This window comes from Hyphococcus sp. (assembly GCF_041986965.1).
Taxonomy (GTDB): Bacteria; Pseudomonadota; Alphaproteobacteria; order Caulobacterales; family Parvularculaceae; genus Hyphococcus.
Genome location: NZ_JBHIXB010000001.1, coordinates 1,734,035 through 1,749,184, shown reverse-complemented (window position 1 = coordinate 1,749,184; position 15,150 = coordinate 1,734,035). Strand labels below are relative to the sequence as shown.

The following is a 15,150-nucleotide window of genomic DNA, read 5'->3' as shown; positions in this document are numbered from 1 at the left end:
TATCGGCTTTCCCACCCTGTTGAAAACTAGAACCATTGCATGGTTCCAGTCGGTTTAAGTCCGCGTTTTCGAACCGCAAAACCGAAAACACTTTTGCCGAAAACGCGTCAGGCAAGCGCTGGTTTTATGAGCGCATTCAAGCGTTCATAGGCCTCATCTGTCGCGCCTCGCTCCGGCGTCCTCAAATCCGCCATGGCGATCTGCGCGCGTTCAGCGGATTTGCCCGCAAGATCGCGCAATGCGGACGCGCTGTCTTTCTTCTCGGCAAGCGAAAAATTGCAGGCCAAAGCAATATCGCAGCCGGCGTCATAAGCGCCGGAAATGCGTTCGGAAATGGCGCCGCCCAGCGCTTTCATCTTGAGATCGTCCGTGAACAGCAAGCCGTCAAACCCGATTTCGCCGCGGATGACGTCATTGACGATCACCGGCGACAAGGTCGCCGGGCGGTCGGCGTCATAGGCCTCGTAAACAATATGCGCAGTCATGCCCATTTTCTCATCGCGCAAGGATTTGAACGGCTCGAAATCGCAAGCCTGCAGATCGCGTTTTTTGGCGCAGACGCGCGGAAGATCGTGATGGCTGTCGCAGAGCGATCGTCCGTGGCCCGGCAGATGTTTGATCACCGGCAGCGCGCCGCCCTCCTTCAATCCTTCAATATGATGAAAGGCGATGGCGGCGATGATGTCCGGCCATTTGGCGTAGGCGCGGTCGCCGATCACCACCGGGTCGGCGTCGATCTGCGGCACATCGAGCATCGGGATGCAGTCCACGGTAACGCCGCAATCGGAGACAAGCCGGCCCAGGAGATAGCCGTTGAGACGCGCCGCCTCTGCGGCTTTTTTGGGATCGAGTTTCCAGAGCTCGCCAAACACCGCCGGCGCCGGATGCGCGGGAAAGGCCGGCGGCTTCATGCGCGCGACGCGCCCGCCCTCCTGATCGATCAGGATCGGCGCGTCTTCCCGGCCGACGCAGTCGCGCAGTTCGTCACAATGGGCGCGAATCTGATCGGCGCTTTCGCAATGGCGCGCAAAGAGGATGAACCCCCACGGGTCGACATCCTTGAAGAAGGCCCGCTCCTCATCAGAGAGGCGCGGGCCTTCGCAATCAAAGACAGCGGCTGTGGGCATGACGCAACCCGGCCCTTAGCCTAAAGCGACTTGATCAGGCAGTCCTGTCCACGCTCTTTCAGATCGGCGCAATAGGTCTTGGCCGCATCGGAAGAGCTGAACGGCCCGATACGCAGGCGATGATAGACGCCGCGATCACCCAGATCGGCGCGCTCTACATCCGGCGACTTGCCGTTGAGGAAATCGCCAAGCTTGGTTTGCATCCGACCCCATTGCGCCATGGCTTCGTCATTGGAGCGGAACGCGCCGACCTGCACCACATGGGTGCCGGAACGGGCGCCGGCCGATGCTGTCGTGGATGAAGACGCAGCGGATGTTGAGGAAGGCGCAGCCGGAACCGACGGCTTGACGCTGACGGTGGGCGGCGCCGTATCGCGGGGCTCTTCCGCCGTCGGATTATTGTCGAGCGCTTCTGCGTCCTCAGCCTGGAGGCTGGCGAGGCGGTCTTCCACTTCGTCGCTGACATCGGCGGCCGCCTGTTCGGCTTCCGCCGCCAGCGCGCCAATCGTGTCTTCAGCGGTGCGGCTGACGGGTTCTTCAGGACCTTCCGCGAGCGTCGTCACCGGATCGCCGGCCTCGCCGTCGAGCGCGTCATAGACTTCGCGGTCTGCGACCGGCGTGCCGTCTTCGGCGGTCTCAATCTTGATGGGTTCGGGATCGGCGGCGACGTAAGGCGTTTCAATGGCGCCGCCGTCACGGCCCACTTTCATGCCCTGCTTGTAAGCGATCCACACGACCGACACGAATGCGCCGATCATAACGATGCCCATGATCAGGACAGCAAAGCCCGACAGCCCGCGATCTTCTTCATCATCGTCGAACTCGTCATATTCCTGATAGTCTTCTTCGAAGGCTTCTTCTTGTGCTGCATTCGCCATGTCTTAAACCGCTCCTTAAGCGCCGTATGAATTGCGCCCCGTCTCTCTTGGACATTTGCACTCTTGCGCCAGCGCCGCATCAACGCCAACCTAAAAGTTTTTCACCGGCCCGGCCTCACGAAAGAACGCCGCCGAATCGTTGTTCCGGCGTATTCTAGCACTCCCGGCCACGGGAGTCGCAGCTTTAGCCGTCAAATTCGACGCCAAAAAGGCGGCGATATTCTCTGACGGCGTATCGGTCCGTCATCCCGGCGATGTAATCGCAAACCGCCCGGGCGCGGCGCGCCTCGGACCCGCCCTCATAGCGCTCGCGCCATTCCGGCGGCAACGTCTCCGGTTCGGTGAAGAACAAGTCGAACAAAGATTTAATGATTCTCTTCGCCTGGCTGCGGGCGCGATTGACCTTGTAATGACGATACATGTTTTCGTGGAGGAAAGACCGCAAGCCGCCAAGGTCCTTCTCCATTCCTGTGGAAAACGCGCAATAAGCAGCAGAGGCCCTGCGCACGTCATCAGCCGAAGCCGGGGGATTGGCCGCAAGACGTTTTTTCGTCTCGGCAAGCACGTCCTCGACCATGGCGCCGATCAGGTCCGACACGGCCTCGGCGATCAGGATGTCGCGCGGGGCTTTGGGGTGTTTCGCCTCCGCCGAGCGAATCGCTGGCCCCACCAGCGGCAGCTCCCGCGCTTCGGAAAAGCCGAACAGCCCGGCGCGCAAACCATCATCCACATCATGATTGTTATAGGCGATATCGTCGGCGATGGCCGCGACCTGCGCCTCCAGCGACGCGAAACTGTCGAGCCAGAGATCGTGGTTTGCGGCGTATTCGACGATGGCGGCCGGCAGCGGTTCTTTCTTTTTCGCCAGCGGCCCCTTCAGCGGGCCATTGTGTTTGACCACGCCTTCCAGCGTCTCCCAGGTGAGATTGAGACCGTCAAAAGCGGCGTGGCGGCGTTCGAGCTTGGTGAGGAGCCGCAGCGTCTGCGCATTGTGATCGAACCCGTCAAAGGGCTTCATGCATTCGACCAGCACATCCTCGCCCGTATGGCCGAAAGGCGGATGGCCGAGATCATGGGCGAGCGCCAGACATTCGGCGAGGTCCTCGTCAAGCTGGAGTGCGCGCGCCAGCGTCCGGGCGATCTGGGCGACTTCGAGCGAATGGGTCAGCCGCGTGCGGTAGTGATCGCCCTCATGGGAGATGAAAACCTGGGTTTTGTGCTTGAGACGGCGGAAGGCGACGGCGTGGATCACCCGGTCGCGGTCGCGCTGGAACGGCGTGCGCCCCCGGCTCTCGGCCTCGGGATGAAGACGGCCGCGAGTCTGCTCCGCCCGGGCCGCATAGGGCGCGAGCGGCGCCGGGAACGCCATGGGCCCCTCTTTGCCTGAATCAGCGCCATAGGCCCCATCGGGCATGTTTTCCGTGATCTGACCCTGTAATCGCAAAATACCGCTCCGCTTCCGCCAGAAAGCTTATTTGGGCCTTGTCCGCCGATTCCGTTAACAAGGCTTCCCCACAAATATAGGGAATCTACACGCGATTGCGCGAATTTCTGAGGCTACGCCCCCTCGAAATCCGGGCGTTAAGCCCCTATTTTGGCTGAAACCGTAGAGTGAGCCTTATGACCGTCGCTGAGACCACCCCCGTCACCGTATCGGACCGCGCCGCCAAGCGCATCGCCGCGATCCTGTCGAAGGAGCCCGCGGGCGCCATGCTGCGCGTCGCGGTCGAGGGCGGCGGCTGCTCCGGTTTTCAGTATAAATTCGACATCGTCACAGACCGTGAGGATGACGACCTCGTTCTCGACGCGGACGGATATTCCGTGCTCGTCGATTCCGTTTCCGTCGACTATATGGCGGGCTCGGTGATCGACTTTTCCGACGAGCTGATCGGCGCGGCGTTCAAGATCGAAAACCCGAACGCCACGGCGGCGTGCGGGTGCGGGACGAGTTTTTCTCTCTAGGCCTCATTTAAACGCATTTCGTTTTCTGGCTCGACAAGGCGTTTTTCGCTACTCTCTGAGGATAATTATCAGGGAGGCGAAGATGCGGACATTCATTCTACTCGGCGCGGCGGCGCTGGCGCTCAGCGCGTGCAAGACCACATCCAACATGGCGGAAGATTCCCAGGCCGCGCTTGAAGAAGCCAACAAGACCAAAGCGCTCTACTGCATGGACCTTCTCTTTAACCAGAAAAACATCGACGCCGCGCGCACCGAATGCTGGGGCGAGACCTATATCCAGCACAACCCTTATGCACCCGATGGACCGGAAGCCTTGTTCGCCTTCATGACGCCGTTCTTCGAAGCGAACCCGGATTTGCGGATTGATGTGAAACGCGTCGCCGCCGAAGGCGATCTCGTCTGGATTCACTACAATAACAAACCGACGCCGGATTCCCTCGGCATGGCGGTCGTCGACATCTTGCGCATGGAAGACGGCAAGTTCGTGGAGCACTGGGACGTCGTGCAGCAGGTGCCGGAACAGTCGGCGAATGAGAACACGATGTTCTAAGACTGCGTCTGCGCATCTTCTCCTCCCCCGCTTGCGGGGGAGGTGTCAGCGAAGCTGACGGAGGGGGTTAAGCCCCCATCGCCTCGCCCCCGCGCGCAATTTATTAATTGGCCGCCTTCGCGGCCGGGGCGCGGCACTTCCCCCGTAAACGGGGGAAGAGAAACTCCCGGCAATATACATTTCACTTACTGGTTCGCCGCTGAAATGATCGGCGACAGATCGCTCCAGTGTTTTTCAAGCGCGGCTTTCATCTCGCGATAGCCGTTGGCGACGGCGACATCGTATTTCTTCCAGTCCCGAAGCTCGACGCCGGGCACTGGCGGCGTCACCATGATGTCGGCGGGGCGCGGCGTTTCTGTATGCTCGCGGCGCGCCGTCGCCGAGCGCATCAACAGGGAAATGATCGGCGGCGCGGCGCCGAAACCGTTATTGGCGACCCAGGAGAAAAAGCCCGGCGGATCGCGAAACGCCTCGATGTCGATGACGCCTTCGCGCGCCACATCGACGCCGATGGTGAGGCCGCGATGGGTGGTCGTCATGATGTCGGTCGGGAAATTGTTCACCACCGCTCCGTCGACGAGCAAGGCATGATCGTCGATCACCGGCGGCAGGATGCCCGGCAGCGCGATGGAGGCGCGCAGCGCATTGCGCAACAGCCCCTGATTGTGAACGCGCGCGGCGCCGTTGATGATGTCGGAGGACACGCAGAAAAACGGCGTCTGAAGGTTTTCAATGAGCATGTTGTCGAAATGGCTCTCAAGCCGGGTCTCGACGCGCCCGCCGCGCGTCAGCGCCACCACCGGCAAGACATGATCGCCAAGCGGGTTCGACGCGACGAAAGCTTCGCGGATGCGCCGGTCCATCTCCTCCTGCGGCCAGCCCATGGCCACACAGGCCGCGACGACAGCGCCCATGGAGGCGCCGCAAAGGAAGTCGATGGGAACGCCGGCCTCGCGCAAGGCTCTGACCGCGCCCACATGGGCGTAAGCGCGCGCGCCGCCGCCGGACAAGACAAGCCCGATCGACTTGCCGGCGATGATCCGCGCCAGCCGGTCTATACAGGCGTCATTGTGGAGATTGATGACGCGCGAGGCGCCGATCGCCTCCATCCACTCCGCTGTCCGGCCGCTATGGGCGCCTTCATGCAACATGACGAGATCGACGAGACGGAACTTGCGCGCCCGCGCGCCGTCTTCTGCGGTCAGGGGAAAGGGTTTTGACGGACGGCTGTCGCGGCGCGCCAGCACCAGGAACCGGTCCGCATGGCGGAGCACAAAACGATACCACGGACTATGATCGACCCTTGCGGCGAGCAAGACGACATCATGGGCGTTTTCAACGAGATCGAAAGCGCTTGTTTCCGGCGGTTCGTCCGTACAGGGAAAATGCGTGACATTGACCTTATATTTCGAGATGCGCCGCGCCAGCTCCCGCGCCCGCGCATCGACGTCAATCGACGGCGATGTGGCGATCAGCGCAAAGATGCGCGGCGCGGATTGCTGAAAACTCGCTTGCGGGTGGCGGGACCGCGCCAGAACAACCCGGGCGAGCGCCGCCGCGAAATCGCCATGAGCCTCGATCAGGCGGTCAACCTCTTCCCGCGGGATCGCCAACAGCTCGGTGTCGCGCAAAGCGAAAACGCTCGCCGAATGAGGCTCGCCCGACAAAAGCGACATCTCACCCACCGGCTCGCCGGCGCGCACATATCCGACGACTTCATCCGGGCCGTCGGGAGGCTCGCGCACAACGATCAGCCGACCGGTCAGGTTGATATGCAGCGCATCGGAGGATGAGCCTTGCGCGTAAAGCTCCCACCCTCCGGCGAGCGACAGCCACTGGCTTGCGTCAGCGATATCATTGATCGTCGCGGCCGACAGACCGGCGAAAAAAGGAAGATTGCGAAGGCGCGTGCGGACAGCATCCATGCGCGCGATCTAGCTTGTTTTGAAAATCCGCGCCAGCGGACGAAGTGCGGCGCCTAATTAAGCTTTTTCGAAGCCGCCGGGGTTTTGGGGGCTTTCGCCTCATCCGGCTTGGCGCCCGGCAAGGGAGCAATTTGCACACCCTCATCAATCAGCTCTTTGACTTCCTTGCCGGAAGCTTCGCCATAAATGCCGCGTTCTTCGGTTTCGCCGTAATGGATCTTGCGGGCTTCTTCCGGAAATTTCTCGCCGACATAATCGAAATTCTTTTCGACATAGTCGCGCGCGCGGGCGACGGCCCCGGCCAGATCCTTGTGGATGGCGGCGAGCCGTTCGGTCCGGGATCCTTCGCGGCGTGCGACAGCAGGCGCCATCACCGCCTTGCGAACCTCGTCGGAACCGCAGGAAGGACAGTCGATCAGGCCTTTTTCAGACTGAACATCGTAATCGGCGCTGTCACGAAACCAGCCTTCGAATTCGTGGTCGGCGTCGCAAATCAAACGGTATTTAATCATAAATCTAAGATGGCCAGTTTGAAGGATTGTTCAAGAGCGAGATTGGGGATGCGCTGGCGGGCCTTGTGCGCGGCGGAGGGGTCGATTTCTGCAAGAACGATGCCCGGCTCGTCCCCCGGCGCTTCGGCCAGCACCTTGCCCCAGGGGCCGATAATCAGGGAATGGCCATAGGTCTCGCGCCCGTCCTCATGGGTCCCGCCCTGAGCGGGGGCGACGACGAAGGACCCGGTTTCAATCGCCCGGGCCGTCAGCAGGGTTTTCCAATGGGCCTCGCCGGTCTGGCGGGTGAAGGCCGCCGGCACGCAGAGGACTTCTGCCCCGGCTTGCGCCAATTGCCGATATAAATGCGGAAAACGCACGTCATAACATATGGTTAGACCAAGTTTTGCAAGCGGCGTCTCGACCTCCACCGCCTCCTCGCCGGGCCGGTAAACTTTGGATTCTTTCCAGCTTTCGCCATTCGGCAAATCCACGTCGAACATGTGGAGTTTGTCATAGCGGGCGGCGACCGACCCGTCCGGGGCGAACAGATAGGCGCGATTGGCGGCCCGGCGCTCCTCCAGCTTTACGGCCATGGACCCGATCAGGAGCCAGATCCCGTGGGTCTTCGCGGCCTCGGAAAATGTCCCGATTTCGGTGAGGCCGTCTTCCCCGGGCAGGCTTTCAAAAAGCCGTGAGGCTTTGCGGTCGACCACATTGGTCATCTCCGGCGTGGCGACAAACCGCGCGCCCTTGCCCGCCGCCTCGGCGATCAGGGCGCAGGCGTCAGCGGCGTTCTTCGCCCGGTCGAGGCCCGACCGCATCTGAACGCAGGCCGCGAGGAATGGCGCGCGCTCAGCCATTCAACAAGGGATCCAGCTTGCCGTCGCGCTCCAGCGCGGCGAGGTCGTCATAGCCGCCCACATGGGTCTCGCCGATGAAGATCTGCGGATAGGTCGTTTTGCCATTCGATTTCGCCAGCATCTCCTTGCGCAGGTCCGGGTCGTAAGCGGCGGAAATTTCCTTGGCCTTCACACCTTTCTTGTCGAGCAGCGACAGCGCCCGAAAACAATAAGGGCAAAGGGGTTTCGTATAGACAACGACTTCTTTCATCTCAGCTCCGCAATTCCTCTTTCACGTCCGGTTATAGCAACAAGGCGCTATATGGCCCCGATCCCGCCTTTGACAACGCGCGCCAAAACCAGCGCATCCACTTGTGAAGCCCCCGCCCGTTTGAGCGCGCGCGCCGCCGCCGACAAGGTTGCGCCGGTTGTTAGCACATCGTCAACAAGCACCACATGAGCATCGCGGAAGCGCAAACGCGCTTTATCGTCCCGAACACCGAAAGCGCCGGAAACGTTGCGTTTTCGTCCCTCTGCAGACAGATCTTTCTGGGGCGGCGTCGCGCGACGGCGCAAAAGCCCGTCGAGACAAAGTCCGGCGCCTGTCTCCCTGGCGAGCGCCTGCGCCAGAAGCGCCGACTGATTGAACCTGCGCTCGCGCAGGCGCCGAGCATGAAGCGGCACCGGAACGAGAATCGACGATCCTGTCGCCAAGTCCTCTCCAGCCCGCGCCATCCAGCGCCCGAACATCGCGGCAAGCTCCGTGCGATCGCCGTGTTTAAACCCGACAATCAGGCCGTGAGAAGCGTCGTCATAAACCAGCGCCGCTCGCGCATGAGCAAAATCCGGCGGCTCGGCGATACAGGCGGGACACTCAATCTCCTCACCATAATCGGCGGCAAAGGGAACGCCGCAACGCGTACAATATGGCGCCTCGATGAAATGCGCGGCAGCCCATGCGCGGGGGGCCAGCGCTTCGGATGAGGCGATCTCCTCGCGCGTGACCGGACAATGGGGCGGCATGGCGAGATCGAGCGCCTTTTGCGCCGCGCCTTTGCTCCAGGCCCCGAGCCGAGTGAGGATTTGCGGTTTCACGCCTGATAGACTAACGCCCCGGCCAGAAGAGAACCAGCGAGCCTTATGACCGCCCCGCCGCAAATTTTCGACCGCAGGCTTTACGCGCGCCGCCGCGCCCGCGCAGCGAAAGGCTTTGCGGCGTTCGATTTCCTCCACCGGCGCGTCATGGAAGACGTGATCGACCGGCTTGAAAGCGTGACCCGGGGCTTTCCCCTCGCGGCCTTTGACGGCGCTGGCGCGCTCGCCGACATGCTGACGCCGGACTGCGGGGTCGATGAGGCGGTCAGCCTTGATCTCGCGCCGGAGCGTCTTCCCGCCCAAGGGCGCCGCCTCGCCGCCGACGCCGAGGCCTTGCCGTTCAAACCGGAAAGCCTCGATCTCTTCGTCAGCATACTGACGCTTCACGCCGCCAACGATCTTGTCGGCGCGCTCGCGCAGGCGCGCATGGCCTTGAAACCCGACGGACTTTTCATCGCCGCCATTTTCGGTGAAGAAACGCTCGGCGCTTTGCGCGCAGCGCTTTACGCCGCGGAAGCGGAAATCACCGGCGGCGCCTCGGCGCGGATTGCTCCCTTTGCCGGCGTCAAGGATTACGGCGCCGCCTTGCAACGGGCCGGTTTCGCGCTGCCGGTCGCGGATATCGACAAGGTCAGCGTGACGTATGACGAACCTCTGAAACTTCTTAAAGACCTGCGCGGCATGGGAGAGACGCGCGCGCTAAAAACAAAAGCGGCGCCCCTGCGCCGCGACGTCGTGATGTGGGCCTTGGCCCTGTTTGCGGAAGCCGGTGGAACAGAGCGATTTGAAATCGTCTATCTCACCGGATGGGCGCCCCATCAGAGCCAGCAAAAACCGCTCAAGCCGGGGTCGGCCCAGATCTCGTTGAAGGACGCCATTAAAGGCGCATCCTGATGCGTCAGCTCAATCAGCTGCCTGCATCATCCATGGCTGTGCCAATATCGTCATAAACGCCGCTCGCAGACGACGAGTAAGACCGGATCGCTGACACGATGCCGAGAAAAATGAGGGCCACGATGAGTCCATACTCGATCGCCGTGGCTCCGGACTCACAATCGCGAAAGGCTTTCAACCGCCGGCGGGCGCCCCGCAATGGCGTAGCCTCGAAGTTCCAGAATTGCGCCATCACAACAAGTCCCTTAGTTGCGCCGCCAGAGGACGATCCGCCGGCGGCATCTCCATCCGGGTCAATCCTTCCGGCCTGACCCAGCGAAGCTCCTGCCCTTCAAGCGGCATCGGCGTCCCCTTCCACTTCCGACAGACATATAGGGGCATCAAAAGGTGAAATTCCCCTAAAGCCTCGGACGCGAAGGCCGCCGGCGCCAGGCAGGACGCCTCTGTGTCTATGGCGAGCTCTTCCTTTAACTCACGCACCAATGCCGCTTCCGGCGTCTCGCCTTCTGCGAGTTTGCCGCCCGGAAATTCCCATAGTCCCGCATGGGCCTTTCCTTCGGGCCGGCGCGCCATCAAAACCCTTCCATCCCGGTCGATAAGCGCGCAAGCCGCCACGAGCAAAAGCTTCGCCATATTCTCGCCTTAATTTCTACGTGACGGGATTTAACAGAAAGCTGGCCGGATCGCTAAAATTTTAAGTATTCCGGCGCCCTTAACGTGGTTAAGGCGCGTTTACGGTCCCGTCTCTTCAACGCTCGTCGCTTCAGCAGCGTCTTCATCGGGAATCGTAAAACCGGGATCGTCAAGCGGCGGATCGGAAAGGTCCGGCGGATCAGCGCTTGGCGTTTCATCCTCCACTTCCGGGCGGAAATAGACGACCTGACTTTCTTCTTCCAGTTCACGCAAGGACGATTCAATCGTCCTTTTACGGAGGAAGTTCTCAATTGGCGCGCGCACACGCGAGAACGGCACAGCGCTTGTCGGCCGCCTGTCAGTGACTTCGAGGATGTGCCAGCCGAACTCGGTCTCGAACGGCGCAGCAAGTTCTCCCGGCGTCGCGGAAAAGGCGGCGTTCGCAAAGACGCGGGTCATCATGCCTTTTGTAAACCAGCCCACCTCGCCGCCCAGCGGCGCCGTCGCACGATCGAGGGAGCGTTCTTTTGCAAGCGCAGAGAAATCGGCCCCGCCTTGCAAAAGCGCGACGATCTCTTCGGCCTCCTCGCCCGTCGCCACCAGAATATGACGCGCGCGCACCTCATCGCCGAGGCGGGTCACATCGGATTGCGACTGGTAAAGCCGCTCGACCGCTTCCGGCGTGACGACGTCACGCAATTGCGAGTCCATATAGGCGGCGGCGAGCACCCGGTCGCGGGCGGCGTTGACCTTGCGAGCGACGGTGGGGCTGCGCTGGAGGCCGTCATCAAGCGCCGCCCGGGCGAGCAGGCGCTGCTCCACATAGGATTCCACCAGTTCCCGTTCAAAAGCGCTGCCCGGGGTCAGGACCTCGTCGGGCCTTAAAAAGCCGCCGGCCCGGGCAGACGCCTCAATTTCGGAGAGGTGGACATAGCGCCCGTCAATGCGGGCGAGGATCGGATCGTCCTCATCCACCGGGGCCCGCGCCGAAGACGCGCCGGAAGCGTCGAGCGAGGGAACCGACCGCAAAAGGTCGATCATCCATAACCCGCAAACCATCAAAAAAGCGCCGAACAGGGATGAATAGGCTCGGCCGGTCCGGGTCGGCAGCCAGGCAATGAGCCCGCGGAACGCCGTCAGCGCGATCCCGCCCGCATAAGCGAGCCCCGCGACAGCCTGCCGCGTCAAAAGCTTCACCGCCCGCCACAGCGCGGAATCTAAGGCCGCCGCAACCCGCCAGGTGGTGATGGAGACTTTGCCGATCGCCCGCGCCAGGATGACGATCCCGGCCCAGATCAGTCTCGCCAGCCAAACGGTCCCCGCTGCCAGCGCCCGCCATGCGGCGCCCGCGGCTGCGGCGGCGGCCGAGCCTCGTTTTGCCGTGTCGAACTCTTTACCGTCCGGGGTTTCCATCCTGTTCCGCTCTGGGCGCCCCGGTCCTAGTCCCGTTCGTTGACAGGACCAAAGGCGCTCACTATCTCTCCGGCGCGCCCGTCGCGGCGCGCCAAATCCAACCTGGCCGATGAAAGGCGCGCCCCGCGCTGGTCTGACGAGGGCGCTGACCGCCTTTTCATCGCAGCACGAAGGCTAAAGTCCTCATGGCGTTACTCGGTATCGCAAAAAAAATCTTCGGCTCCTCCAACGACCGCCGCCTCAAGCCTTTATTCCGCCGGGTGGAAGCGATCAATGCGTTTGAAGACGACCTCTCCAAGCTGACTGATGATGGCCTGATTGCTCAGACTGAAAAGTTAAAACAGCGCTATAAGGACGGAGAATCTCTCGACAATCTGCTCGAAGAGGCCTTTGCGACCGTCCGCGAGGGGGCCAAACGCGCCCTTGGCCAGCGCCATTACGACGTTCAGCTGGTGGGCGGCATGGTGCTCCATTCCGGCGATATCGCGGAAATGAAGACCGGCGAAGGCAAGACCCTGGTCGCCACCCTGCCCGTCTATCTGAACGCGCTGACGGGCCGCGGCGTGCATGTGGTCACCGTGAACGACTATCTCGCCAGCCGCGACGCCGAATGGATGGGCCGGGTCTACACCCAGCTCGGCATGACCACCGGGGTCATCGTCCATGGCCTCAGCGACGAGGAACGCCGGGCGGCGTATGCCTGCGACATCACCTATGGCACCAACAACGAATTCGGGTTCGACTATCTGCGCGACAATATGAAATCGTCGCTCGATCAGATGGTCCAGCGCGGGCATCATTTCGCGATTGTCGACGAGGTGGACTCGATCCTCATCGACGAGGCGCGGACGCCGCTGATCATCTCCGGCCCCACGGACGACAAATCCGAACTCTACATCACGATCGACGCGCTGATCCCGCAGCTCACTGAAGAAGATTACGAGATCGACGAGAAACAGCGCTCCGTGACGCTGACCGAAGAAGGCAACGAAAAGATTGAAGAGCTTTTGAAAGAGGCAGGACTTCTTCAGGGCGACAATCTTTATGATTCCGTCAACATCTCCGTCGTCCACCACGTCAATCAGGCGCTGAAAGCACACAAGATTTTCCAGCGCGACAAGGATTACATCGTCCGCAATGACAAAGTGACGATCATCGACGAGTTCACCGGCCGCATGATGGAAGGCCGGCGCTGGTCCGATGGCCTGCATCAGGCGACCGAAGCGAAAGAAAAAGTTCAGATCCAGCCGGAGAACCAGACCCTCGCCTCGATCACCTTCCAGAATTATTTCCGCCTGTATGAAAAACTCGCCGGCATGACCGGCACGGCCCTCACCGAAGAGGCCGAATTCGCCGACATCTACAAGCTCAACGTCAACGAGATTCCGACCAACAGGCCGATCGCCCGCATCGACATGGATGACGAGCTCTACATGACGGCGGAGGAAAAATATAAAGCCATTGCGCTTGAGATCGCCGATTGCGTCAAGCGCGGCCAGCCGGTGCTGGTGGGCACGGTCTCCATCGAAAAATCGGAATATCTCTCAAATCTCTTGAGCGACAAGAAATTCTATAAAAACCTCGCCAAGACCCTGCGTGAGCGCGCCGCCAATCTGAAAGACAAGGAAGCCGACCTCAAGTCGAAAATGGAAGCCCAGGCCGCTTACCTCTCAGAGCTTGGCGACCGCAAAGAGCCTGTCCCGCATAGCGTGCTCAATGCGCGCTATCACGAACAGGAAGCGGAAATCGTCGCCCAGGCCGGCGCGCCCGGCGCCGTCACCATCGCCACCAACATGGCCGGCCGGGGCACCGACATTCAGCTCGGCGGCTCCGTCGACATGCAAGTCATGAACGCGCTTGAAGAAGGCGACGACGAAGAAACCATCAAGCGCAAGCGCGTCGAGATCGAAGCCAAGATCGCCGCCGACAAGCAAAAAGCGCTCGACGCAGGCGGCCTTTTCGTGCTGGCGACAGAGCGTCACGAAAGCCGCCGCATCGACAACCAGCTGCGCGGCCGTTCGGGACGTCAGGGCGACCCGGGCACCACCAAATTCTTTATCTCGGTCGAAGACGACCTGATGCGCATTTTCGGCGACGGCATGGAAAAGATGCTGAAGCGCTTCGGCATCCGGCCCGACGAATCGATCGAACATCCCTGGTTCACCAAGGCGGTCGAAACGGCGCAGAAGAAAGTCGAACAGCGCAATTACGACATGCGCAAAAACGTCCTCAAATTCGACGACGTCATCAACGACCAGCGCAAGGCGATCTTCGAACAGCGCATCGAATTCATGTCCACCGATACGGTCGACGATATTATCGGCGACATGCGCAGCCAGCTTGTGGACGATCTCGTCGCCGCGCATATGCCGCCGAAATCCTACGCCGAGCAATGGGACGTCGAGGGCCTGAAAAAAGACCTCGAGGAAATTTTCGGCAGGGACCTGCCCGTCGAGGAATGGGCGAAAGAGGAAGGCGTCGCCGACTCAGAGATCGCCGACCGTCTGGTTGAAGAAACCGACAAAATCGCCGGCGCGCGCGCCGCGGAAATCGGCCCCGACATGATGCGCCGTATTGAAAAGGCGATCCTTCTCAACGTCCTCGACACCAATTGGCGCGAGCATCTGCAAATGCTTGACCATCTGCGCTCGGTGATCTGGTTGCGCGGCCATGGCCAGCGCGATCCGGTGAACGAATTCAAGACCGAAGCGTTCGCCCTGTTCGAGGGCCTGCTTGACGGTCTGCGCCGCGACGTCACCCGCATGCTCATGCATGTTCAGGTGCGCGCGCCGGAACAGTCCGTGCCTGAACGCCGCGAGGTTCCCATGACGGAGACGCATGTGAACCCGAGCACGGGTGAAAACGAAATGGCGGCGCAAGACCCGCGCTCGCGCCTATCAGCCGGCATCGGCACCATGAAAGGCGCCGCCCGCACCCAAGGCGTCGATCCGAACAATCCGGAAACCTGGGGCCGCGTGCCGCGCAACGGTCCCTGCCCGTGCGGGTCCGGCAAGAAATACAAACACTGCCACGGGTCGATTTAACACCGAACCTTGCTTGCGCCGCGCTTATCTCAGGACAGACGTAGGCTTTTCCAAATCGACGATCGCCTCGCCGATTTCTTCGATGCGCTTCGAAAGCAGCGCCTGCGCATCATATAAGCCGCGATTGTAAAAATAGCCGCCGATTTTCTCGGCGAAAAAATCCAGAAGAAAACCAGCGTCGACCCCGCCGATTTCAACATCAAGGTCGTCACGGAGATAGGCTTTTATCTCCGTGACGATGGCCTCTCTTTCTCCAGCCGAAAATTCAATATCTGTCATTGAATCTCCTCGCTCCC

General features: G+C 61.2%; 16 protein-coding genes. 4 read left to right on the top strand and 12 right to left on the bottom strand.

The features are described from left to right. Positions 1-107 precede the first annotated feature (107 nt). The 3 genes from nagZ to ACFC5L_RS08640 form a co-directional block, all read right to left on the bottom strand. Complete coding sequence (gene nagZ / locus ACFC5L_RS08650; RefSeq protein WP_375204150.1) at positions 108-1,127, bottom strand: beta-N-acetylhexosaminidase; 1,020 nt, start codon at positions 1,125-1,127, stop codon at positions 108-110. A gap of 20 nt (positions 1,128-1,147) precedes the next feature. Further along, entirely contained in the window at positions 1,148-2,005 is an 858-nt protein-coding gene (locus tag ACFC5L_RS08645; RefSeq protein ID WP_375204151.1) for an SPOR domain-containing protein, read from the bottom strand. A gap of 184 nt (positions 2,006-2,189) precedes the next feature. After that, positions 2,190-3,374 (bottom strand): deoxyguanosinetriphosphate triphosphohydrolase, encoded by a 1,185-nt coding sequence (locus tag ACFC5L_RS08640; protein WP_375204335.1) that lies wholly within the window; start codon positions 3,372-3,374, stop codon positions 2,190-2,192. Between the two features lie 251 nt (positions 3,375-3,625). Here ACFC5L_RS08640 and erpA point away from each other — a divergent pair, with 251 nt between their 5' ends. Then, a complete protein-coding gene (gene erpA, locus ACFC5L_RS08635; RefSeq protein WP_375204152.1) occupies positions 3,626-3,967 on the top strand; it encodes an iron-sulfur cluster insertion protein ErpA in 342 nt (113 codons plus the stop codon). Positions 3,968-4,049: 82 nt separating this feature from the next. After that, complete coding sequence (locus tag ACFC5L_RS08630; protein WP_375204153.1) at positions 4,050-4,517, top strand: nuclear transport factor 2 family protein; 468 nt, start codon at positions 4,050-4,052, stop codon at positions 4,515-4,517. Positions 4,518-4,702: 185 nt separating this feature from the next. Here ACFC5L_RS08630 and ACFC5L_RS08625 read toward each other — a convergent pair whose 3' ends face one another. The 5 genes from ACFC5L_RS08625 to ACFC5L_RS08605 are packed head-to-tail and all read right to left on the bottom strand — an operon-like array spanning position 4,703 to position 8,870. Continuing rightward, complete coding sequence (locus ACFC5L_RS08625; RefSeq protein WP_375204154.1) at positions 4,703-6,442, bottom strand: patatin-like phospholipase family protein; 1,740 nt, start codon at positions 6,440-6,442, stop codon at positions 4,703-4,705. Between the two features lie 53 nt (positions 6,443-6,495). Continuing rightward, positions 6,496-6,954 carry a DUF1178 family protein gene (locus ACFC5L_RS08620; RefSeq protein ID WP_375204155.1) on the bottom strand — a complete coding sequence of 153 codons (459 nt, stop codon included), beginning with the start codon at positions 6,952-6,954 and terminating at the stop codon, positions 6,496-6,498. Continuing rightward, positions 6,951-7,796 carry a carbon-nitrogen hydrolase family protein gene (locus ACFC5L_RS08615; RefSeq protein ID WP_375204156.1) on the bottom strand — a complete coding sequence of 282 codons (846 nt, stop codon included), beginning with the start codon at positions 7,794-7,796 and terminating at the stop codon, positions 6,951-6,953. The genes ACFC5L_RS08620 and ACFC5L_RS08615 overlap by 4 nt, the downstream gene beginning before the upstream one ends. Continuing rightward, positions 7,789-8,046: a glutaredoxin 3 gene (gene grxC / locus ACFC5L_RS08610; protein ID WP_375204157.1), complete on the bottom strand. Its 258-nt coding sequence runs from the start codon at positions 8,044-8,046 to the stop codon at positions 7,789-7,791. The genes ACFC5L_RS08615 and grxC overlap by 8 nt, the downstream gene beginning before the upstream one ends. Before the next feature lie 47 nt (positions 8,047-8,093). Then, positions 8,094-8,870: a ComF family protein gene (locus tag ACFC5L_RS08605; protein WP_375204158.1), complete on the bottom strand. Its 777-nt coding sequence runs from the start codon at positions 8,868-8,870 to the stop codon at positions 8,094-8,096. Positions 8,871-8,915: 45 nt separating this feature from the next. Between ACFC5L_RS08605 and ACFC5L_RS08600 the strand changes: the two genes are divergently transcribed. Then, positions 8,916-9,764 carry a methyltransferase domain-containing protein gene (locus tag ACFC5L_RS08600; RefSeq protein WP_375204159.1) on the top strand — a complete coding sequence of 283 codons (849 nt, stop codon included), beginning with the start codon at positions 8,916-8,918 and terminating at the stop codon, positions 9,762-9,764. A gap of 13 nt (positions 9,765-9,777) precedes the next feature. Here ACFC5L_RS08600 and ACFC5L_RS08595 read toward each other — a convergent pair whose 3' ends face one another. From ACFC5L_RS08595 to ACFC5L_RS08585, 3 genes are all read right to left on the bottom strand, one after another. Next, on the bottom strand, positions 9,778-9,996 hold the full coding sequence (locus tag ACFC5L_RS08595) for a Flp family type IVb pilin (RefSeq protein ID WP_375204160.1): 219 nt from the start codon (positions 9,994-9,996) through the stop codon (positions 9,778-9,780). Then, positions 9,996-10,397, bottom strand: coding sequence for a (deoxy)nucleoside triphosphate pyrophosphohydrolase (locus ACFC5L_RS08590; protein WP_375204161.1), 402 nt, complete (start codon positions 10,395-10,397; stop codon positions 9,996-9,998). Before ACFC5L_RS08590 ends, ACFC5L_RS08595 begins: the two co-directional genes overlap by 1 nt. A gap of 99 nt (positions 10,398-10,496) precedes the next feature. Then, on the bottom strand, positions 10,497-11,810 hold the full coding sequence (locus tag ACFC5L_RS08585) for a peptidylprolyl isomerase (protein WP_375204162.1): 1,314 nt from the start codon (positions 11,808-11,810) through the stop codon (positions 10,497-10,499). 185 nt (positions 11,811-11,995) lie between these two features. Between ACFC5L_RS08585 and secA the strand changes: the two genes are divergently transcribed. Then, positions 11,996-14,854 carry a preprotein translocase subunit SecA gene (gene secA / locus ACFC5L_RS08580; protein WP_375204163.1) on the top strand — a complete coding sequence of 953 codons (2,859 nt, stop codon included), beginning with the start codon at positions 11,996-11,998 and terminating at the stop codon, positions 14,852-14,854. A gap of 24 nt (positions 14,855-14,878) precedes the next feature. Here secA and ACFC5L_RS08575 read toward each other — a convergent pair whose 3' ends face one another. Further along, positions 14,879-15,133, bottom strand: a complete 255-nt coding sequence (locus tag ACFC5L_RS08575) for a DUF2164 domain-containing protein (RefSeq protein WP_375204164.1) — start codon at positions 15,131-15,133, stop codon at positions 14,879-14,881. Between the last annotated feature and the right edge of the window lie 17 nt (positions 15,134-15,150).